Annotated in this window: 14 protein-coding genes and 1 pseudogene; 1 reads left to right on the forward strand and 14 read right to left on the reverse strand. The window is 50.6% G+C overall.

The annotated features are described in order from the left end of the window. Positions 1-74: 74 nt before the first annotated feature. The 10 genes from uvrA to ACTRXG_RS00130 form a co-directional block, all read right to left on the reverse strand. Positions 75-2,960, reverse strand: a complete 2,886-nt coding sequence (uvrA, locus tag ACTRXG_RS00085; RefSeq protein WP_474283398.1) for an excinuclease ABC subunit UvrA — start codon at positions 2,958-2,960, stop codon at positions 75-77. Between the two features lie 7 nt (positions 2,961-2,967). After that, positions 2,968-4,944, reverse strand: coding sequence for an excinuclease ABC subunit UvrB (uvrB, locus tag ACTRXG_RS00090; protein WP_474283400.1), 1,977 nt, complete (start codon positions 4,942-4,944; stop codon positions 2,968-2,970). A gap of 192 nt (positions 4,945-5,136) precedes the next feature. Beyond that, positions 5,137-6,330: a hypothetical protein gene (locus tag ACTRXG_RS00095; protein WP_474283402.1), complete on the reverse strand. Its 1,194-nt coding sequence runs from the start codon at positions 6,328-6,330 to the stop codon at positions 5,137-5,139. A gap of 64 nt (positions 6,331-6,394) precedes the next feature. Beyond that, positions 6,395-7,855 (reverse strand): S41 family peptidase, encoded by a 1,461-nt coding sequence (locus tag ACTRXG_RS00100; protein ID WP_474283404.1) that lies wholly within the window; start codon positions 7,853-7,855, stop codon positions 6,395-6,397. After that, positions 7,856-8,029, reverse strand: coding sequence for a hypothetical protein (locus tag ACTRXG_RS00105; RefSeq protein ID WP_474278354.1), 174 nt, complete (start codon positions 8,027-8,029; stop codon positions 7,856-7,858). Between the two features lie 19 nt (positions 8,030-8,048). Next, the gene (locus ACTRXG_RS00110) at positions 8,049-8,927 is read right to left on the reverse strand and encodes a YitT family protein (protein ID WP_474263081.1); all 879 of its coding nucleotides are present in this window, start codon (positions 8,925-8,927) and stop codon (positions 8,049-8,051) included. A gap of 69 nt (positions 8,928-8,996) precedes the next feature. Further along, positions 8,997-10,101 (reverse strand): peptide chain release factor 2 gene (prfB, locus tag ACTRXG_RS00115; protein ID WP_462866311.1). Its coding sequence is split into 2 segments (ribosomal slippage): positions 8,997-10,028 and positions 10,030-10,101, totalling 1,104 coding nucleotides; the frame shifts between segments, so codons are not numbered across the junction. 90 nt (positions 10,102-10,191) lie between these two features. Continuing rightward, positions 10,192-12,684 (reverse strand): preprotein translocase subunit SecA, encoded by a 2,493-nt coding sequence (gene secA / locus ACTRXG_RS00120; RefSeq protein ID WP_474283406.1) that lies wholly within the window; start codon positions 12,682-12,684, stop codon positions 10,192-10,194. Between the two features lie 253 nt (positions 12,685-12,937). Next, the gene (gene hpf, locus ACTRXG_RS00125; protein ID WP_474263085.1) at positions 12,938-13,534 is read right to left on the reverse strand and encodes a ribosome hibernation-promoting factor, HPF/YfiA family; all 597 of its coding nucleotides are present in this window, start codon (positions 13,532-13,534) and stop codon (positions 12,938-12,940) included. 225 nt (positions 13,535-13,759) lie between these two features. After that, complete coding sequence (locus ACTRXG_RS00130; RefSeq protein WP_474283408.1) at positions 13,760-15,187, reverse strand: NAD-dependent succinate-semialdehyde dehydrogenase; 1,428 nt, start codon at positions 15,185-15,187, stop codon at positions 13,760-13,762. A gap of 525 nt (positions 15,188-15,712) precedes the next feature. Between ACTRXG_RS00130 and ACTRXG_RS00135 the strand changes: the two genes are divergently transcribed. Further along, entirely contained in the window at positions 15,713-16,735 is a 1,023-nt protein-coding gene (locus ACTRXG_RS00135) for a DUF6612 family protein (RefSeq protein WP_474282737.1), read from the forward strand. Between the two features lie 32 nt (positions 16,736-16,767). Here ACTRXG_RS00135 and ACTRXG_RS00140 read toward each other — a convergent pair whose 3' ends face one another. The 4 genes and pseudogenes from ACTRXG_RS00140 to fliD form a co-directional block, all read right to left on the reverse strand. Continuing rightward, positions 16,768-17,151, reverse strand: a complete 384-nt coding sequence (locus ACTRXG_RS00140) for a DUF8042 domain-containing protein (RefSeq protein ID WP_474283410.1) — start codon at positions 17,149-17,151, stop codon at positions 16,768-16,770. A 97-nt stretch (positions 17,152-17,248) separates the two neighbouring features. Next, positions 17,249-17,605 carry a flagellar protein FliT gene (fliT, locus tag ACTRXG_RS00145; protein WP_474283412.1) on the reverse strand — a complete coding sequence of 119 codons (357 nt, stop codon included), beginning with the start codon at positions 17,603-17,605 and terminating at the stop codon, positions 17,249-17,251. Beyond that, positions 17,605-17,979 (reverse strand): annotated as a pseudogene (gene fliS, locus ACTRXG_RS00150) (flagellar export chaperone FliS); the annotation flags it as partial. The gene fliT and the pseudogene fliS, both read right to left, overlap by 1 nt. A 173-nt stretch (positions 17,980-18,152) precedes the next feature. Then, on the reverse strand, positions 18,153-20,162 hold the full coding sequence (gene fliD, locus ACTRXG_RS00155; protein ID WP_474283414.1) for a flagellar filament capping protein FliD: 2,010 nt from the start codon (positions 20,160-20,162) through the stop codon (positions 18,153-18,155). Positions 20,163-20,266 lie beyond the last annotated feature (104 nt).

Genomic DNA, 20,266 nt, shown 5'->3' on the forward strand with positions numbered 1-20,266 from the left:
CGGTACATGGACTTTTTAGCCTTCTGCTTCCTATTACATACGAAGAACAGTGGTATCCGTTTCAGTCGATTCTTCTATGATGAAGGGGTATGGGCAGCCTGCTCCGATGCTTCCCATTGCCTGGCCATGCGCTCCCGCTCTCTTTCAAGTACGGGCTTTAAATAATAACCTGTATAGGAAGCCTTTGACTCCGCTACTTTTTCCGGCGTGCCGGTAGCCACAATTTTGCCTCCGCCTGCTCCGCCTTCCGGACCGAGATCAATGATGTGATCCACTGTTTTAATGACGTCGAGATTGTGCTCGATGATTAAAACAGTATCGCCATTATCCACGAGCCGCTGGAGCACCTTCAGGAGCCGGTCGATATCATCCACATGGAGACCGGTCGTCGGCTCGTCGAGGATATAAAGGGATTTGCCCGTGGAACGGCGGTGCAGCTGGGAAGCAAGCTTTACACGCTGGGCTTCCCCGCCTGAAAGTGTCGTTGCCTGCTGTCCTAGTTTTATATACCCTAAACCAACGTCATATAACGTTTGGATTTTGCGCCGGATTTTTGGAATATTTTCAAAGAAGTCCACTGCTTCTTCCACAGTCATTTCAAGTACATCAGCAATGTTTTTGCCTTTGTATTTGATTTCGAGCGTTTCACAGTTGTAGCGCTGACCGCCGCACTCTTCACAGGTGACATAAATATCCGGAAGAAAATGCATTTCTATTTTAATAATACCGTCGCCTTTACACGCTTCACAGCGTCCGCCCCGGACGTTGAAGCTGAAGCGCCCCTTTTGGTAGCCGCGGATTTTCGCTTCATTGGTCATCGCGAATACCTCGCGGATATTATCAAATACCCCCGTGTAGGTCGCAGGGTTTGAACGCGGCGTCCGGCCGATCGGCGACTGATCGATATCAATCACTTTTTCAAGCTGATCGATACCTTCCACGCTTTTGTGTGCGCCCGGCTTCTGTTTACCGCGGTGAAGCTTCTGCGAAAGCACCTTGTATAAAATATCGTTGATCAGCGTACTTTTTCCGGAGCCTGAGACACCGGTAATCGCACTCAGCAGGCCGAGCGGAATATCCGCATTCGTACGCTTCAAATTGTTTTCGACCGCTCCTTTTACCTTCAGCCAGCGGTCGGAGGGCTTACGCCGTTCTCCCGGAAGCGGAATAAATCGTTTTCCCGCTAAATACTGACCGGTCAGGGAGGCGTCGTTTTCCTTCAATTCCTCCGGTGTGCCCTCTGCGATAATGTGACCGCCGTGGCGGCCGGCCCCGGGTCCGATGTCAATGATATGGTCGGCAGCAAGCATGGTGTCCTCGTCATGTTCAACGACAATCAGCGTGTTTCCAAGATCTCGCATGTTCTGCAGCGTCTGTATCAGCCGGTTGTTGTCCCGCTGGTGAAGGCCGATCGACGGCTCGTCGAGAACGTAGAGGACACCCATCAGCGCCGAACCGATCTGGGTAGCCAGCCGGATGCGCTGAGCTTCCCCGCCTGACAGCGTGCCAGCAGAACGGCTCAGGGTTAAATAATCGAGACCAACATTAATGAGAAAGCCGAGCCGTTCATTGATTTCACGCAGAATCAAACGGGCGATCTCCATTTCTTTTTCCGTTAGATCGATGTTTTCGACATACGTATACGCCTGCTGTATGGAAAGGTCCGTCAGCTCTCCGACGTGAATATTTCCAAGCAGCACAGAACGCGCCTCAAGGCTCAGGCGGTGGCCTTTACAAGTCGGGCACTGCTTGTTGCTCATATACTGCTGCATCTGCTCACGGGTGAAATCCGATCCGCTCTCACGATAGCGGCGGGAAACGTTGTTGAGCACGCCTTCAAAATAAATCTGGCGCTCCCGGACCTGGCCGCGTTCATTTTTATGACGGAAGGTTATTTTCTGCTGGCCGTTGCCTTCGAGCAGTATTTCCTTATGCTCTGCTGAAAGATCTTTAAATGGCGTGTCCATATCAATATTAAAGTGATCGCAGGCCGAGCGGAGCAGCTGCGGATAATACTGGGAGCTGATCGGCTCCCATACAGCGATGGCATGCTCCCGGAGCGTCCGGTCCGGATCCGGAACTACAAGGTCACTGTCCACTTCGAGCTTGCTGCCAAGACCATCACATGTCGGGCAGGCGCCGTATGGACTGTTAAAGGAAAACATTCTCGGCTCAAGCTCCCCGATCGAAAATCCGCATTCCGGGCAGGAGTGATGCTGGTTGAACCGCATTTCCTTTTCACCGACAACATCAATCAGCACCTTCCCCTCCCCGAGTTCGAGGGCCGTTTCCAATGAGTCTGCGAGCCGGGACTCCATCCCTTCTTTAATGACAACGCGGTCCACCACGGCTTCAATATCGTGCTTTTTATTTTTTTCGAGCTTGATTTCTTCTCCGACGTCGCGCATTTCTCCGTCCACGCGAATACGCACCAGCCCTTTTTGCTTCAGCTGGTCCATCACCTTCACATGCTCTCCCTTTCTGCCGGCAATAACCGGAGCGAGAATCTGCATTTTCGTCCGTTCGGCATAAGCCATCATCTGATCGACCATCTGGGAAATGGTCTGGGAGGTGATCGGCACATGGTGGTACGGACAGTAAGGCGTACCAACCCGTGCAAATAAAAGCCGCAGGTAGTCATAAATTTCCGTCACGGTGCCGACTGTGGAGCGCGGGTTCTTGCTCGTCGTTTTCTGGTCAATCGATATTGCCGGAGACAGTCCTTCAATGGAATCAACGTCCGGCTTTTCCATCTGCCCTAAAAACTGGCGGGCATATGCGGACAACGATTCGACATACCGGCGCTGCCCTTCAGCATAGATTGTATCGAAGGCAAGCGAAGATTTCCCGGAGCCGGATAATCCAGTCATGACGACCAGTTGGTCCCTCGGAATTGTCACGTCAATATCTTTTAAATTGTGGGACCTCGCCCCCTGAATCTTAATGTTATCTGCTGCCATTCGTTGGTCATCCTTCCGCTTTAAGTTCTAATACCATATCGCGCAGTTCCGCTGCGCGTTCAAACTGCAGGTCTTTGGCCGCCTGTTTCATTTCGTCTTCCATTTGGTCGATTACTTTTTTCCGCTCCGACTTGCTCATTTTATCGAGAGCCGGTTTATCAATATCGGATGAATCCTCTGAGCTGACCGTTGCCTGGATCAGGGCAGGGATTTCTTTCTGGATCGTTTTTGGTGTAATGCCGTATTTTTCATTATGCGCTATCTGGATCTCGCGGCGACGGTTCGTTTCACTGATCGCCACATCCATCGACCGCGTGATTTTGTCTGCGTACATAATAACATGCCCGCGGTCGTTCCGGGCAGCACGGCCCATCGTCTGGATAAGGGAGCGTTCCGCGCGCAGAAAGCCTTCCTTGTCCGCATCCAGAATACCTATCAGCGACACTTCCGGAATATCGAGCCCTTCCCGGAGAAGGTTAATGCCGACCAGAACATCAAACTGGCCGAGGCGAAGCTGGCGGATAATATCGATCCTCTCGAGCGTTTTAATATCCGAGTGCAGATATTTCACCCGGATGCCGAGCTCTTTTAAATAGTTGGTCAGATCCTCCGCCATTTTCTTGGTGAGCGTCGTTACGAGCACCCGCTCGTTTTGCTCCCGGCGTTCATGAATTTCGCCGATCAGGTCATCGATCTGTCCTTCAATCGGCTTCACTTCCACGGTAGGGTCAAGCAGACCGGTCGGCCGGATAATCTGTTCGATAACTTCCGGTGCGTGTTCAAGCTCATACGGCCCCGGCGTTGCGGAAATGAACATCGCCTGGTTAATCCGCTCTTCAAATTCATCAAATTTCAGCGGACGGTTGTCCATCGCAGACGGAAGACGGAAGCCGTGATCCACGAGCACCTGCTTTCTTGCCTGGTCCCCGTTGTACATACCGCGCACCTGTGGAAGCGTAACGTGGGACTCATCCACCACGAGTAAAAAATCATCCGGAAAATAGTCAATCAATGTATACGGCGCATCCCCGGGGTTCCGGAAGGTCAAATGCCTCGAATAGTTCTCGATGCCGGAGCAAAAACCCATCTCCTGCATCATTTCAAGGTCGTAATTAGTCCGCTGTTCGAGCCGCTGCGCCTCAAGCTCCCGACCATTCGCCCGAAACTTTTCGAGCTGCTCCTGAAGCTCCTGCTGAATATTTTTAATGGCACGCTGCATTTTTTCTTCCCTTGTCACAAAGTGGGATGCGGGGAAAATTGCAGTATGCGAGCGTTCACCGATAACCTCGCCGGTCAGGGCGTCCACTTCAGTGATACGGTCGATTTCATCGCCAAACATTTCAACACGAATGCAATGCTCGTCTCTTGAAGCCGGAAAGATTTCAACGACATCGCCGCGCACGCGAAACGTCCCGCGCACGAAATTAATGTCGTTACGTTCGTATTGAATGTCTACGAGCTTCCGAAGAATCTGGTCCCGTTCAATCTCCATGCCGGTCCGGAGCGAAAGCACCAGGTCCCGGTATTCCTCCGGAGAACCGAGGCCGTAAATGCAGGAAACACTGGCGACGATAATAACGTCCTCCCGCTCAAATAAGGCGCTCGTCGCCGAGTGCCTTAGTTTATCAATTTCATCGTTAATACTCGCGTCTTTTTCAATAAATTGGTCCGTCTGCGGTACGTAGGCCTCCGGCTGATAGTAGTCGTAATAGCTCACAAAATATTCCACCGCATTGTTTGGAAACATCTCTTTAAATTCATTATATAACTGCCCCGCCAGTGTCTTATTGTGCGCCATGACAAGCGTCGGCCGGTTCACTTCTGTTAACACGTTGGAAACGGTGAACGTTTTGCCGGTCCCTGTCGCTCCAAGCAGTGTCTGGTATCTTTTGCCGTCGCTCAACCCTTGAACCAGCTTTTCAATCGCCTGCGGCTGGTCGCCCGCGGGGTTATATTTATTCGCCAGTTCAAATGTTTCGTTCATATTAGTCCCTCACTTCCTGTCTGCGTTCCGGTCATATGTCTATTTACTATACCACATGAAGATTGGAAAGAAACAACATAAAAACGAACGTATATTCGCTATTATTATTGTACTCCACTCCCCGGCAATTGCAAAGAAAACGACACCCCTCCTATACCATAAAAAAACAGAACCCGGCAGGGGGGTTCTGTTTTACTGGGCCGTATGCATGCTTTCCGGTGCTGTTCGTTCTTTATTAATCATCAATATCCCAAGCTGATGGTGCTGATTACTGTAAAGCGCCGCCTGTGCCTGGCGGAGCTCTCCGTTAATATCCTCCACATCCAGCCGGCAATAGGCGGAATTTTTCTGCACCGCCCGGTACAGGCTCGCTTCATCATATACTTTTTCGCTGTTCACCCGCCGGATAACCTCGCCTGCTTTAATATGCATGCGGTCTGCCGGAGACTCCGGGAGCACAGCGAGCACGGATATTCCGTCTCCACGGAGCGTATAAAGAAAATTGCTTTTAGCTGAACTGCCGGCAGCAATGGTTACCCATTCCCGCAGCAAAATCAGGACAGCCGTAATTACCGGAATAACCCATCCGCTGTAAAAATAAGCAAGTGCTGCACCGGCGCCGGTAAGGACAGCAATTCGTACAACCCACCATCCGGCCGAACGCACCTGCACCGCTGCCAGACGGTCGAAGGTTTTCATCCGTATGCCGATCACTGCCGGCAGCAAAAGAAGGGAAAAAGCGGTTCCGCCCGGAAGCAGCGGCCACCAGCCTCCTGCCTCAACAGCGCTACCCGGGATAAACAGAAATACCGGGAGCATCCAGAGGCGGTGCGTGATCTGGCCTCCAATCGGCTTACCGCGGCGGCTGACTGTCCGTATCGGAGAAAAGAACTTTGTCCCGTTCCAGACAATCAGTATTCCTTCCGCAAGCGTGAGCACTGCGAGCCAGATCATCAGAGAAAAAGCATCAAAGCCGTTTCCGAGCCAGGCTGCATCAGAGAAAAACGGCACCGCAACCCCGGCAGCATCAAGTGCCAGAGCAGCTAAGAATGACGTCCCCCACACGTGCAGGGCGGTCAGCCAGCGGTGCAGACCTGATACTGCCAGCAGCGCACTGATCACTATTGCAAGAAGAACTGCACCCAGAGGCAGGGAGATGCCCGTAACAATGGTGACGACCGAGACAAAAGCAGCGATTACGATCGCCGGAATAACACTCATCGTCAATTCCATCAGCATTGGATACATTTTTGCCTGAAACATTTTACGTTCTCTTTTCACCCGAATATAACCAACCATAAGCATGGCTGCTACTGCTATGTAAGTCAGCGGGTTCAGAAAAAACCACGCTAACGCAGGACCAATTTCACCGATTATTTCCTGCATCCACTATTTCCCCCTTTTCTTTGGGCCGGGCAGAACCCGGCCACCGGTATCATCCAGCTTTCATTTATTGTTCTATGACTGCATCAAGCGCGCGCTGCAGCTGCTTATCATTGTCCCGGTTCTGGACATTTTCAAGCACAAAATCATTCAGCGCCTCTGCTGTTTCCGGCGTCAGCGTGCCAGTGGCTTCCAGACCTTCCTGTTCCTCCTGAAAATCCTGTACCGCCGCTTCGGTTTCTTCGCTGTAGTACCCGTCTTCACGTCCCGGATCGAAGCCGGCTCCTTTTAAGAGGGTCTGCGCAGTTGCAATATTTTCTCCAGTCGTATCCGGCTCCAGGGCTTCATCAATGGACAAAATAGAGGCCTGGAAATAGTCGGGCTGCTCCTGCTCAATGGTCGGCTCCACGCCTTCTTCATTGATCCAGTTTCCATCCGGTGTCAGCCATTTGGAAACAGAGAGCTTCACATCACTTCCATCATCCAGTTCCATTACCTGCTGGACCGTTCCTTTGCCGTAGGTGCTCTGTCCTACCAGCTCAAAGCTTCCGGACTCTTTCATTGCAGCTGCCAGAATTTCAGAGGCAGAAACGCTTCCCTGATCAATCACGCCGACCACCGGGTAGTCTTTGTTTTCCTCTAAGGATGAGGTCACCTCTGAGATCGTGCCTTCCCGGTCTTCAATCTCGACTACCGGCTCTCCGCCCGGAATAATCATGCTGCCGATGTCTTCCACCGCGTTCAAATATCCGCCCGGATTTCCACGGACATCAATTACCAGTCCGTCAATGTTTTCACTCTCCACCTGCTCGAGCTGGGTTTCGAATTCATTGGCTGTATTTTCAGAAAATGACGATACGTTCAGATAACCGATGCTTTCCCCGTCCTGCTCAATCACTTCGCCTTCTACGGTTTCGATCGGAATTTCATCGCGCTCCACTTCAACATTAAAAGGCTCCCCGCTTCCCCGCTGTACGGTGAGGTTCACGTTCGTTCCTTTTTCTCCGCGGATTTTCAGGACTGCTTCATTGAGTTCCAGGTTTTCTGTGCTTTCTCCGTTAATTTCCAAAATATCATCATTTGGCTGAAGCCCGGCGGCTTCTGCTGGAGAATCATCGATTGGAGAAACGATAGTTATCGCGTCCCCGGATTTATTTACTTCAGCTCCAATGCCTTCGAAGGACGACTCCAGTGACTGCGTGAATTCCTGTGCTGTGCTTTCACTCATGTAGCTGGAGTGAGGATCATCGAGTTCTCCGATCATTCCTTCGATAGCCCCCTGCACCAGCGCATCGTCATCCACTTCTGTCATGTATTCGGAGTCGATCAGATCATATACAGAACTGATTTTATTTAAGTCTTCTTCTGACACGTTTTCCGTTCCGCTGTCCGAACCGGATTCGGACAGTGCGGGCGAGGATGTCCCCGACTCTCCTCCCCAGACAGAAGCACCTACGGCCGCGCCTCCGGTCCCGGCTGCCGCTGCTGTGACCAGAATTGCTGCCGTCACTTTGATGTTTTTCTTCATCTATTTCACTCCAGCTTTATTAAAGTCATAACCAAACCATAGACTATACGAAAGAGGAATCAGCTGCACGAGCTGTTCCTCCGAATCGAAAACGACGAGCCGTCCCTGGGCGGTAAACAAACGCTCTGCGCTTTTCTTTAGTGTAGCATGAACTTCTATGGTTCTGAAACACAATGTTGGCGCTTCCGCTTTTTTACACAGAGTTGCCTTGATTCTCAAATCCCTGTCCAAGCACTTCTGAAGCGTTGCTCACAACCACAAAGGCCTCGGGGTCCTGCAGCTGGATCACGCGCTTCAGCCGGGTAACCTCCCCACGGTTGACGACGCACATCAGCACCGGACGTGCATCATTAGTAAAGCCTCCGCGTCCTTCGAGTTTGGTTACTCCGCGGTCCACTTCTTTTAAAATAGATTTGCGCACCGTTTCTTCGTGCTTTGTAATCACAAAAGCCACCTTGGCATAGCCCAGACCGGTCTGCACGACATCAATAGTTCTTCCGGTAACAAACAACGAAATAAGGGCATACAGTGCGAACTCCAGGCCAAATATGAACGCCGAGCCCGTAACGATCAGCCCGTCCATAATAAAGACTGAGGTACCTAGCGTCCCCCCGGCGTATTTATGAATAATTTGAGCTAAAAGATCCGTGCCTCCAGTCGAAGCACTCGCTCGAAACACCAGTCCAAGACCAAAGCCCACTCCGATTCCGCCAAACAACGCACCAAGCAGCGGGTCATCGATACCGATGTCCCAGTTCCTCGTGAAATAAACAATAAAGGGCAAAAACAGCGTCCCAATTATTGTTTTTGCCCCGTACTGGAGTCCACCAAGAAGCAGGAGACCGAGAATGAAAAGGAGAACGTTGGTGATTCCTATCGTTACAGCCGGTTCTACGTCCAGCGAAGCCTCCAGCAGAGTCGCAAAACCACTTACCCCTCCGGATGCGATCGAGTTCGGCAGTAAAAAAGCGTTATAGGAAATAGCCACAACGGCTGTTCCGGCAAAAATCTGAAACCCATTGACCCATTTCAACGCTGTTTTTGACATTGGTTTTCTTCTTCGATTTACCATTACACTTCCTCCTTTTGGTTTGACGTAAAAAGAGCCTGCGCGAACGCAGGCTGCTGATTTTGCCCTTTGTTATACTTTCATGCTTGCACGCAGGTACTCATCGATGAACGGGTCAAGATTGCCGTCCATCACTGACTGCGTGTTGCCCATCTCAACATTCGTGCGGTGATCTTTCACCATGTTGTATGGATGGAAAACGTAAGAACGGATCTGGCTTCCCCAGCCAATTTCTTTCTGTTCTCCGCGGATTTCATCCATTTCCTGCTGGCGTTCTTCAATCTGGCGCTGATACAGCTTCGCACGCAGCATTTTCATCGCCTGATCCCGGTTTTTCAGCTGGGACCGCTCGTTTTGGCAGGTGACGATGATGTTTGTCGGCAGGTGGGTAATCCGCACGGCGGAGTCCGTCGTGTTTACGTGCTGACCGCCGGCACCGCTCGCACGGTACGTATCGATTCTCAAATCCTCCGTCCGCACTTCCACTTCTACGGAGTCTTCCATTTCCGGCATGACTTCGCAGGAGACAAAGGAGGTATGCCGGCGTCCGGAGGAGTCAAACGGGGAGATCCGCACGAGCCGGTGCACGCCCTTTTCCGCTTTCAGGAAGCCGTAGGCATTGTATCCCTTAATCATCATAGTGACGCTTTTCAGGCCGGCTTCGTCCCCGGGAAGATAATCCAGGGTTTCCACCGTATAATTTTTCTTTTCTGCCCAGCGGGTGTACATCCGGAGCAGCATGGACGCCCAGTCCTGGGATTCGGTACCGCCGGCGCCGGGATGCAGCTCCAGAATGGCGTTGTTTTTATCGTACGGCTCGCTGAGGAGCATCTGCAGCTCAAAATCGTTAATGTCTTTTTTCAGCTGCTTTGTGCCTGATTCGAGCTCTTCTTTTAAATCTTCATCGTCTTCTTCCTTTACAAGCTCATAGGACACCTCGAGATTTTCGTGCTGTTCTTCGAGCTCGCGATAGCCCTCGGTAATATCCTTTAACGCATTGTTTTCATCAATAACTTTTTTGGAGGCGTCCTGGTCGTCCCAGAAGCCGGGGTGGGTCATCTTTTCTTCGAGTTCGCTTATGCGCTCCCGCTTGGCATCGAAGTCAAAGAGACCCCCTAAAGTCCGCTAATCGCTTAGCCATATTTTCAAGTTCGTTTCGAATTTCTGCCATATCCATGTAAGAAATCCCCTTTCTGAATGTAGGTGGCAAGGAAAAAGCCCGAAGCTAAGCACTTCGGGGCTTGTCCCTGCCGTTTTTCGTTTCTTATTACCGCTTATTCGGCACCGGCATTTTCCGGTTACCGTTTGCCGGAGCTGATTTCTTTTTGTTTTTCGGCTGCTCTTCTTCTGCTTCCTGTTCGTCCTGCCGCACTGCTTTTCCTTTAGCGACTTCCTGGCGCTGCAGGTTCTCTTCGTTCACTTCCGATTTGATTACGTACGTCGCTACTTCTTCTTCAATGGAGGCAATCATGTCTTCAAACATATTAAAGCCTTCGAATTTGTATTCCCGAAGCGGATCATTCTGGCCGTAAGCCCGCAGGTGAATGCCCTGGCGGAGCTGGTCCATCTGATCGATATGGTTCATCCACTTCCGGTCCACCGACCGGAGGAGCAGCACTTTTTCGAATTCACGCATGGACTCTTCGTCAAATTCCTGCTCCTTTGCTTCGTAGTTCCCTTTTGCTGTTTCCCATACCTTTTCGATAACTTCTTCCTGTTCAAGACCTTTAACGTCCTGCTCTGTCAAATCACCTTCATTCAGAACGGTCGTATTCAGGTAATGAAGCATGCCTTCCAGGTCCCAGTCCTCCGGCACCTGCTCCACCGGCGTGTAGGCTGCAACAATATTTTTCACTGTAGAATCCAGCATACGGAGCACGATGTCACGCAGATTGTCCGACTCGAGCACTTCCATCCGCTGGGCGTAAATAATATCACGCTGCTCGCGCATCACATCGTCGTACTGCAGGATCTGCTTCCGGGAGTCATAGTTGGCGCCTTCTACCCGCTTTTGCGACTGTTCCACCGCGCGGGTGACCAGCTTGCTTTCGATCGGCTGATCTTCACTCATTCCGAGGCGCTCCATCATGCTGCTCATATTATCAGAGCCAAACCGGCGCATCAGCTCATCTTCCATGGATAGGTAAAACTGGGAAGCACCTGGGTCTCCCTGACGTCCGGCACGCCCGCGGAGCTGATTGTCGATACGGCGGCTTTCATGCCGCTCGGTACCGATTACAAATAGTCCGCCAAGATCCGGAACATCGTCTCCGAGCTTGATGTCGGTACCACGGCCGGCCATGTTGGTTGCAATAGTGACAGCCCCGCGCTGCCCGGCATTTTCAATGATTTTCGCTTCGTTTTCGTGGTTTTTTGCGTTCAGGATGTTGTGAGGAACGTTTTTCTTTTTCAAGTACCGGGAGATCAACTCGGACGTATCAACGTTAACTGTACCGACGAGCACAGGCTGGCCGGTTTCGTACAACTCAGCAATCCTGTCGGCAGCCGCACGGAATTTCGCTTCCCGGGTTTTAAAAATCAAATCGGATTTATCTTCACGAACGACCGGTTTGTTGGTAGGAATCGACACGACATCCGTGCCGTATATATTTCGGAATTCCTCTTCCTCTGTTTTTGCCGTACCCGTCATACCTCCAAGCTTCTGGTACATCCGGAAGTAGTTCTGGAACGTAATTGAAGCGAGCGTCATGCTTTCCTTCTGCACCCGCATGCCCTCCTTCGCTTCAATGGCCTGATGCAGGCCTTCACTGTAACGGCGGCCAGCCATCAAACGTCCGGTAAACTGGTCCACGATGACTACTTTTCCGTCCTGCACCACATAGTCCTCGTCGCGGTGCATCGTTACGTGGGCTTTTAATCCCTGATTGATATGGTGCAGCAGCTGCACGTGCTGCTGATCGTATAAATTCTCTATCTGAAACGCTTTTTCCGCCCGGGTAACGCCTTCATCGGTCAAAAGCACCGTTTTGGTTTTTTCATCGATCGTGTAGTCCCGCTCTTCCTTCAGCCGGCTCACAAATACATTAGCCGCTGCGTAAAGCTTGGTCGACTGCTCCACCGAGCCTGAAATGATCAGCGGCGTTCTCGCTTCATCGATCAAAATCGAGTCAACTTCGTCGACGAGGGCAAAATGAAGCGGGCGCTGCACCATTTGTTCCTTGTACAGAACCATATTGTCCCGCAGGTAATCAAAGCCAAACTCATTATTGGTCCCATACGTAATGTCAGCCAGATATGCTTCCCGCTTCGCTTCTTTACTCATATCTTTTAAATTCAGGCCGACGTTCAATCCGAGGAACTGGTAAAGCTCTCCTAAAGTCTCGCTGTCACGCTTGGCCAGATAGTCGTTGACGGTAACAACGTGCACGCCTTTGCCGGTAATGGCGTTTAAGTAGACCGGCATGGTTGCGACCAGGGTTTTCCCTTCCCCGGTTTTCATTTCCGCGATATCGCCGTCGTTTAATACAATGGCACCCATCAGCTGTACGCGGAAGGGAGTCATTCCCAGCACACGTGTCGATGCTTCTGCTACAACCGCATAGGCTTCCGGCAATAGCTGTTCAAGCTTTTCACCCTGCTGATAGCGTTCTTTAAACTCTTCTGTCTTACGGGCAAGGTCTTCATCGCTCAAAGCCTGGATGTCTTCATAAAAAGCCTCTATTTTTTCCGCTTTTTTCTCCAGTTTTTTTACATATTTTTGGTTTGTATCTCCAATGACTTTCTTCAATAAACCTCTCATGGTTTAATCATCGTCCTCTCTTTCGTACCATCTAGCCGAAATACGATTGACGCGCATAGTTGTTTTAATTGATAGTAAGGGCTCGAAGCCTAATTTATCTGTCGTTTTACATATATAAATGAATCGTTGTATTTCTAAGCATCACCGTACATTTTAACAGTATTCCGCTATTGTTACAACGAGTACCCGTGCTCCCGGCAAAACTAAAACAAGCCCTGCGCATTACCCGCACAGGGCTTGTTGATTCATATAATTATTCTTCCGGCTCAATCAGGCCGTAGCGCCCGTCGCGGCGTTTGTATACGACTGATGTGTCACCGCTGACAGAGTTAGCAAAGACGAAAAAGTTGTGGCCGAGCATGTCCATCTGAAGGATTGCTTCTTCCGTATCCATCGGCTTTAAATTAAACCGTTTGGTCCGGACGATTTCAAGGCCGTCATCTTCCTCTGTCACTTCATCCGTTAGCGGAGCTTCTTTCACACCGCCATTAGCAATTTCCTCATTTAATTCTTCAATATTGGTTTTAAATACTTCCGATGTTTTGCCGTTTTGGCGGAACTTGCGATTTACTTTTGTTTTATATTTTCGAATCTGCCGTTCGAGCTTGTCCGTCGCAAGGTCGATCGCCGCATACATATCCGTATGCGTTTCTTCTGCGCGGAGCAGCAGCTGCGGCATAGGGATGGTCACTTCTAAAATTTTCTCACTGTTTTGAACTTCCATATTTACATGGACGTCCGCCACAGGGGTTGTATCAAAGTAACGTTCAAGCTTGCTCACTTTCTTTTCTACGTAACCTCGAAGAGCTGGAGTCACCTCTAAGTTTTCCCCGCGAATGTTAAAGTTCATCAAGTGAACCCCTCCTTATCGTTATGTGTCTACTTTCTATATTCCTTTTGCAGAATCCTTTTCAAACAACAAAATTTTTTTAAAAAGTGAAAAGAATGTGGCATAACAAAAGGGTCTCAGGACTTATGAAACAGATAAAACCCTTTTAAATGTAAGCGCTGGCTCAACCAAAAATTTCACATAAAAAAGCTGCGCCGGATCGTTCCGGCGCAGTCTGTATTTCTATTATAATCCCATTGAAATATATTTGGTTTCAAGAAACGGCATAATGCCCTGACGTCCGCCTTCGCGTCCGATACCGCTCTGCTTCCAGCCACCAAACGGCGCCTGGGCGGCCGAAGGGCCACCGTCGTTCCAGCCGACAATACCGTATTCGAGTCCTTCGGCAATTTTCATGCCCCGGGACATGTTTTCGGTAAAGAAGTACGAAGCAAGACCGAACGGCGTCGTGTTCGCGAGCTTGACACCTTCTTCATCACTGGTGATTTTCTGCACCGGTGCCACCGGTCCGAACGTTTCTTCGTGCATGATAATCATGTCATGGTTGACGTCACGGAGCACGGTCGGTTCAAAGTAATAGCCGCCGTCCTTTTCATAACCGTTACCGCCGGTTACAACTTTTGCGCCTTTATCGACGGCATCCTGCACGTGACGTTTAACTTTGTCGTATGCGTCTTTATCAATCAGCGGGCCGACCTTCACGTTTTCGTCCATACCGTCGCCGACCTTCAGGTCCTTGCATGCCTCCGCAAATTTTTCGACAAACTCTTCGTATACCTTTTCATCGGCATACACACGGTTGACGCAGATGCACGTTTGTCCGGACGCACGGAATTTTGAGGCCACGACGCCATTGACCGCTTTTTCGATGTCTGCATCGTCAAGGACGAGTGCAGGCGCATGACCGCCGAGTTCAAGCGACAGCTTTTTAATATCCTGGGCGCCCTGCTCCATCAAATTGCTTCCGACTTCGGTGGAGCCGGTAAATGTAACCTTACGGACTTTTTCGTTCGACATCAGTTCATTGCCAATCGCCGACGAGCTCTGGCCGGTAACCAGGTTGATAACTCCTTTTGGTACGCCCGCTTCTTCACATATTTCCACGAAACGAACGGCGGACAGCGGCGTATTCTTTGCTGGCTTCAGCACGATCGTGCACCCTGCGGCAAGAGCCGGTCCTACTTTACGGGTGATCATTGCCTGCGGAAAATTCCACGGGGTAATCGCGCCGACCACGCCGACTGGCTGGTGAATCACCATCAGCCGCTTGTTTTCCGAACCGGATGGAATGGTCTCCCCGTATACCCGTTTTGCTTCGTCTGCGTACCATTCAATAAAGGAGGCCGCATAGGCTACTTCGCCTTTTGCCTCCGCAAGTGGTTTACCCATTTCCTTTGTCAGCAGCTCGCCGAGTTCATCCTGGCGCTCCATCATGAGGGTGTGAATCTTGCGGAGAATGTCTGCCCGTTCGTACGCCGTCGTCTTCGACCAGGAATCAAACGCCTCGTGGGCGGCATTAATCGCTTCCTTCGTTTCCGCTTCGCCTGCGTTAGCCGTCTCTCCCACTACTTCTCCGTTTGCCGGATTCACGACATCAATGGTTCCTTCGTCTGCCTGTTTCCATTCACCGTTAATATATATTTTTCCAAACATACCATTATTACTCCCTTTCATGCGGAATGTGCATCGTTCGTTCTATACCCGCAATTCTCAATTATTATTCTGCTCATTTATAAATCAGACGCTCCCTATTTTAGAATAGGACACGGGCAGGAGCCCCTATTTCAAAATAAAGCCTAAAAGCGCGTCTCCCCTTGTATTCCGGAGCTCCGGAACATATGATAGTACCAGGCAGCAGCACTTCGGCTGCTTACTCTTCTACATATTTCCCCTTATACCTCTGACAGCAGCAACCTCCCACACTGTTCTGTCCGTCCGGGCGCCGCTCCCCTTGTCTAAGCGGCCGTCCCGGGCACCAGAAGCCCGGCATCCGCCGGGTTTCTTTCTTATGGTCTCCTGCTGCCGAGGGCACTTTCCACTACACAGTCCATATCTGTTCCACCCTCTCTGGAAAGCGGTGGAAGACAACCGTGAACGAGGTCTTATTCTTTTTTGTGTAAAAGTGTGGTATTCTTAAAAAATATGTAAAATGAATTTTAGATGGAGGTCGGAGGTTCCATGAGGAAGTCTTTTGGCGTACTTCTCGTTTCTTTAAGTCTCGTCCTTCCGATAGGATGTTCATCCATTGACAATGAACCAGATCCCACGGAAAACCAAGCTTCAGATGAGGAACCGGCTTCTGATGAGGTTCTTTCTGAAAGTATTGAATATATGCAGGAATTAGACCGTTATTCTATTAATATAAACATGAACCAGACCATCGGCCCGGCCCAGGAAGAGCCGGTTACCAATGAGCTCACCTCCCATGTGGAAGTCGGTACCGATCCGTTCGCCTATCATGAGTCTTCGACACTGCAGACGACCGAGCAGGAGCCCAAGGAAATCGAGCGCTACCTGACGGCCGAAGGCTTTTTTACGTATGATTCTGCAGAGGAAGAATGGATCAAGTATCCGGATGAATTCACCGGTGATTTGAGTGCTTCAAGTCAGTCCATCGGCGAACCATCGGCTGTGCTGGAGCTGATCGAAGCTTACGCTACAGATTTTCAAATGGACGAACAGGAGTCGGAATATGTGATCGAGGCGCGAGGGCGTTCCGATCAAATGCGTGAGCTCGTGAAGAGCACGGTTGGTTTCACCAATGAAGATTTTGACAACTTAATTGACGACATGCTGTTTGCCGGAAGCCTGGAAGATACTGTCTACACTATTACTATCGATAAGGACTCGATGCAGACTAAAAGCATTCAGGCAGATTTTAAAATTGCCATGAATAACAGTCAGACTCCGCAGACTGCTTCCTCCACTCAGTCCCTCACGTTTGCCTATGATGAGGTAAACAATGAGCAGACAATCAGTGCTCCTTCCAACGTCATCGCTACGGCGGAAGAGCTGAACTTTGAAAATCTGCAGGAGTGGGAGGAAGGTGAACGGTTCAGCCAGATTGAAGGCCAGAGTATTTCCGAGCTCATGTATCCGGACCGCCAGCCGGCGAATTGGATTATTGATCACGGCTCTCTGCCGACGCTTGAACAGAGGCTGGGGCTGCCGCCTCTTTCCGAACAGGGCAGCGACGAATAAATAAACAGGCAGGGAGCCGGCCCCCTGCCTGTTTATTTACGCGCGAGTGCTGTCACCCGCAGCTTCCAGCGTTCAAGCACCGGCATATATACCGAAGCAACGTATCGCATCTTTTCGGCGCTGCTCATCGCTTCTGCATCTATCAGGCCCCGCACTTCTTCCGTTGCCTGCTCGAAAGCTTCAAGATCCTGCTTCCATTCTTCCTCCTGTCCAAACAGATACGCCATCGTCACTGTCTGCGAGGAAAACAGCGAGGGCTCCCTGGTCGTGCTGTCGAGCAGCCGGTCTCCGTTTTCTTCAAACCCTTCCCGGTAAAAGCCTGTCACCTGTACCATACTTTCCTGCACCATCTGCAGCCAGTCGCTGTACTGCTCCAGAAATGTTGCTTCTGCCCTGCGGAGATGTTCGCTCATCATTACCTGCCCCTTTTTTTATCCTTTAAGCCGTTTATAACATAATCGAAGCACGCATACATAAAATAACCTTCAGGTCGAGGCCTGAAGGTTTTACGTATTAGTTTTTGCTGTCGAAAAAATAGGCTGAAGCCGTGGCGCCGGTTTGCTCATATTTTCCTATATGGCGGCGTTTTTGACGGCTTCCCTGCAGTTCCGTGCGGATCACCTGTTTCCAGCCGGCTAGCCGGTCGTCAATATAAAGATTCATTTTGACCGTCTCTTCCCCGAGCTGACGCTCGGCCTCTGACCATTCCTCTACTGGCGGCAGGTCCTTCAGCTGTCTGTCCCGTGCCTGCAGAAAAAGATCTACGCTCTCAATGTACTCATCCCTTGGCTGTTCATTCTCCGGCATGGGCTGCGCCACTTTCTTGTACAGCTCCCGGGTGGTGACATACAGTTCACGGATTACACTCATTATACCCGGCCGCCTTCACGGAAACGGCTCTCCCGGTCTTTTTGCATCGCCTGCTTCCATGTGTCGCGGAACTCTTCGACAAGTCCGTACACTTCCCGCAGAGCGTCTGTGTCATTACTGACATTCGCTTCGATCAGGCGGCGGTACATGTAGTCATACATCTGCATCATGCTGCTGCCAAGATCGCTGTCCGTTTTCAGCGTAATCATCAGCTCTCCGATAATGTTTTGGGCCCGAATCATCAGCTTGTTTTTTTCTTCAACCTTTCCCTCATTCATCGCCTTCTCCGCTTTTTGGAGAAATTTCAGGCAGCCGTTGTATAAAAGAAGCGTGAGCTCTCCCGGTGAGGCGGTCTGCATTGCCTGCTGCTGGTACGGATTCGTTTTGACCGGTGCCGGCTTCGGAGCAGGTGCTGCCTGTTTTGGCCTGAATGTTTTCTGCGGCTTCTCTTTATCCGGTGCAGTCGTCTGCTTCATTGCCTGCTGGTACATTGCCTGTGCCTGGTTAAAACTCATATGTTTTCTTCCTCCTCAAGAAGGTGCTGTTGTTACTGGCCGTTGTTCATAAACTGCATCAAATAGTTGGACTGCGAATTGGCCCGGCTCATCGCCTGCTCCATCGCTGTAAACTGACGGTAATACCGGTTTTCCACTGATGCCATCCGGTCCTCAAATTGGGCAATACGGTCGTCGATGTTTTCCATATTGCGGCCGAGCGTAAACTGGTGCGGAAGCAGCTTGCCTTTGTAGCCCCCGGCCCGTTCAGCAAGAGCGGACACGCCGTTGTCGAGCGTTTCCCTCATCCGGCGGGCAAGTCCCTGGGTTTCGGTTGTTGAGCCGCTCGCGGCAAACAGCTGGTACACCCCTTCACTGTCATCTTCAATCGCCTGGCGCAGCTTGTCTTCATCGATTTCGAGCTTGCCGTTGTCGGTGTAGCTCGAACTTGTCGTAATGCCGATCGAATAGAGCGTATTGTATGCTGAATCGGTGCCCCCCACCTGCTCGTACAAAAGCGAACGCATATTGTTCATCACATTCGAAATGGAGCTGTCGCTGCGGAGCAGGCCGCTGCGGGCTTTTTCTTCCCACATTTCGATTTCTTTTTCGCTCATCTCTTCTTTCTGCTCGTCACTGAGCGGCTTAAAGTCCCGGTTTACCTTTTCGTTCAGCTTCCCGTTCACGTCTTCAACGATCTTATTATACTCTTCAACAAATCCTTTAATCGTGTCCATGACACCATCGGTATTTGTATCCGATCCAAGCGTTACCGCGCCGTCTGCTTCAGTGAACGTTTCTTTAAGCGTGATGCTCATGCCGTTCACGTCGAACGTATTTTTCGCCCGTTCGGTTTCCAGCCCGTTCATTGTAAATACGGCATTCTGTTCGCCCTGGTTGGACTCACCCTCGACATTATTCAGACCCAAAGTGTTATTGAAAAAGTCACCCGAAAAAAGCATTTCATCGCCGTTTTTGTTAAAGTCACCGGTCTCCGAACGGGTGAGCGCTGCTTTACCCGAATGCTCATCGTAAAATGCACTCACTCCCGCTCCGGACGAGCTGATCGCGCTCATAATGTTATTCATCGATTGCGCGCTCGTGAACGTAAATTTGTTTTTCTGTTCGTTTCCTTTTTTATCAAAGGTCGTAATGGTATTCGTGGAATACTGCTGGGTGAATGTTGCTTCAATCGTTCCGGTGGCCGCTTCGCCGAGCGTCACTCTTCCTGTTTTCGTATCCACGTAGGCTTCGTCTGCCGCGAGCTCCTGTTCCGGATCCGTCACAATTGTCAGCTCTTTACCGCCTGCGGTGATATTCAGCGTGTCAATCGCTCCCTTACCCAGAGAAAAAGAAGAGGTCGGCACAGCTGCCTCAATGGTTTTAGTTTCATCTACCGCTGCATACTGCACGCTGATGCTTTTGCCGCTCGTTACCGCCGAACCAAATTCCAGATCAATCTGGCCGTCGTTAAAGCTGGCGCGCACCTGGCCGGGCTCGAGCGGAGCCGTGCCGGTCACTACCTCATACTGTTTTCCGCTTACCTTCACGATCATGTCGTCCGTGTTTTGTTTAAGATTGCTGCCTTCCACGCTGTAGGAAGTACCGCCGTCGGCGTTAATCGTTTTGCTTTGAATCACACCTTCGCTCCACTGCGGTTCTTTTCCGTCTGCAAATTTCTGGCTGCCAACCGCTTCCGTAGCGGAAAAATCAGGCCCGGTCGCCCGTTCCGAGCTGCTCTGCGATGCTGATTTCGCCAGCTGTTTTACCTCGCTGATCGAATAGGTGGCATTACCGGCATCCGCTGACGCCTTGGCACTCACGCGGCTGTCATTAGTGGACGTCGCTGAGCGGTCCGTCATCGACGATTTTTTCATAATCGAATCAAAAATCGTGTTCCGGAAATCAAAAAACTGCTTGTTTACATCCTGATACATTTCCGTCTGCCACTCGAGCGTCTGTTTCTGCTGATTCAGCTTGTTGATCGGCTGGCGCTCCGCCCGCATTAAATCCTTTACTGTCTGGTCAATATCCATTCCTGAAGCAAACCCGGATACTCGCATAAATGATAGGCTCCCTTCTGCCGTTTTCTTCGTTACTGTTACTATCGGAAATACTTCAAGGCAGTTGAAGCATTTGCCGCAGTTTTTCTAAAATACGAAAAAAG

Source organism: Marinococcus sp. LNSP9103-4, assembly GCF_056034345.1.

Excerpts from the sequence above, each read along its gene's own strand:
- uvrA (WP_474283398.1), bottom strand. The coding sequence starts at position 2,960 with ATGGCAGCAGATAACATTAAGATTCAGGGGGCGAGGTCCCACAATTTA.
- ACTRXG_RS00135 (WP_474282737.1), top strand. The coding sequence starts at position 15,713 with ATGAGGAAGTCTTTTGGCGTACTTCTCGTTTCTTTAAGTCTCGTCCTT.
- hpf (WP_474263085.1), bottom strand. The coding sequence starts at position 13,534 with ATGAACTTTAACATTCGCGGGGAAAACTTAGAGGTGACTCCAGCTCTT.
- fliT (WP_474283412.1), bottom strand. The coding sequence starts at position 17,605 with ATGAGTGTAATCCGTGAACTGTATGTCACCACCCGGGAGCTGTACAAG.
- ACTRXG_RS00095 (WP_474283402.1), bottom strand. The coding sequence starts at position 6,330 with ATGCAGGAAATAATCGGTGAAATTGGTCCTGCGTTAGCGTGGTTTTTT.
- fliD (WP_474283414.1), bottom strand. The coding sequence starts at position 20,162 with ATGCGAGTATCCGGGTTTGCTTCAGGAATGGATATTGACCAGACAGTA.
- secA (WP_474283406.1), bottom strand. The coding sequence starts at position 12,684 with ATGAGAGGTTTATTGAAGAAAGTCATTGGAGATACAAACCAAAAATAT.
- ACTRXG_RS00140 (WP_474283410.1), bottom strand. The coding sequence starts at position 17,151 with ATGATGAGCGAACATCTCCGCAGGGCAGAAGCAACATTTCTGGAGCAG.
- ACTRXG_RS00100 (WP_474283404.1), bottom strand. The coding sequence starts at position 7,855 with ATGAAGAAAAACATCAAAGTGACGGCAGCAATTCTGGTCACAGCAGCG.
- ACTRXG_RS00130 (WP_474283408.1), bottom strand. The coding sequence starts at position 15,187 with ATGTTTGGAAAAATATATATTAACGGTGAATGGAAACAGGCAGACGAA.
- uvrB (WP_474283400.1), bottom strand. The coding sequence starts at position 4,944 with ATGAACGAAACATTTGAACTGGCGAATAAATATAACCCCGCGGGCGAC.
- ACTRXG_RS00110 (WP_474263081.1), bottom strand. The coding sequence starts at position 8,927 with ATGGTAAATCGAAGAAGAAAACCAATGTCAAAAACAGCGTTGAAATGG.